This is a genomic window from Paraburkholderia sp. SIMBA_053 (genome assembly GCF_046534895.1).
GTDB classification, from domain to species: domain Bacteria; phylum Pseudomonadota; class Gammaproteobacteria; order Burkholderiales; family Burkholderiaceae; genus Paraburkholderia; species Paraburkholderia caledonica.
In genome coordinates this window covers 1-265 of sequence record NZ_JAWRXU010000867.1, presented here as the reverse complement: position 1 = coordinate 265, position 265 = coordinate 1, and the positions used below count along the sequence as shown (strand labels likewise).

Genomic DNA, 265 nt, shown 5'->3' with positions numbered 1-265 from the left:
CATGAGACCGATGTGCGGACAGCCGCACAACAGACGCTGGACGACCACCTCGAGGAGTGCACGTCTGCGGACCTCGCCGATGACATCGTTCCGGACAGATGCGGGATCAGTATCCCGTGGGGCACCGAGTTCGCTGCGGTCGCCGACGTCCGCTTCCGTATCGAGCAGTTGCCGGTCCTGGAACTGACAGACAGCGGATTCGTCGCTGACGGCGGCATCCTGGTCGCGACCGTGTCAGGCACAGGTCAGGATGGCAGTCCGAGGA

At 64.2% G+C, this 265-nt stretch carries 1 protein-coding gene; it reads left to right on the top strand.

The genetic code is table 11. The annotated features are described in order from the left end of the window. A partial coding sequence (locus SB753_RS38065; protein WP_410805293.1) for a hypothetical protein occupies nt 1-265 on the top strand: 265 nt, incomplete at both ends.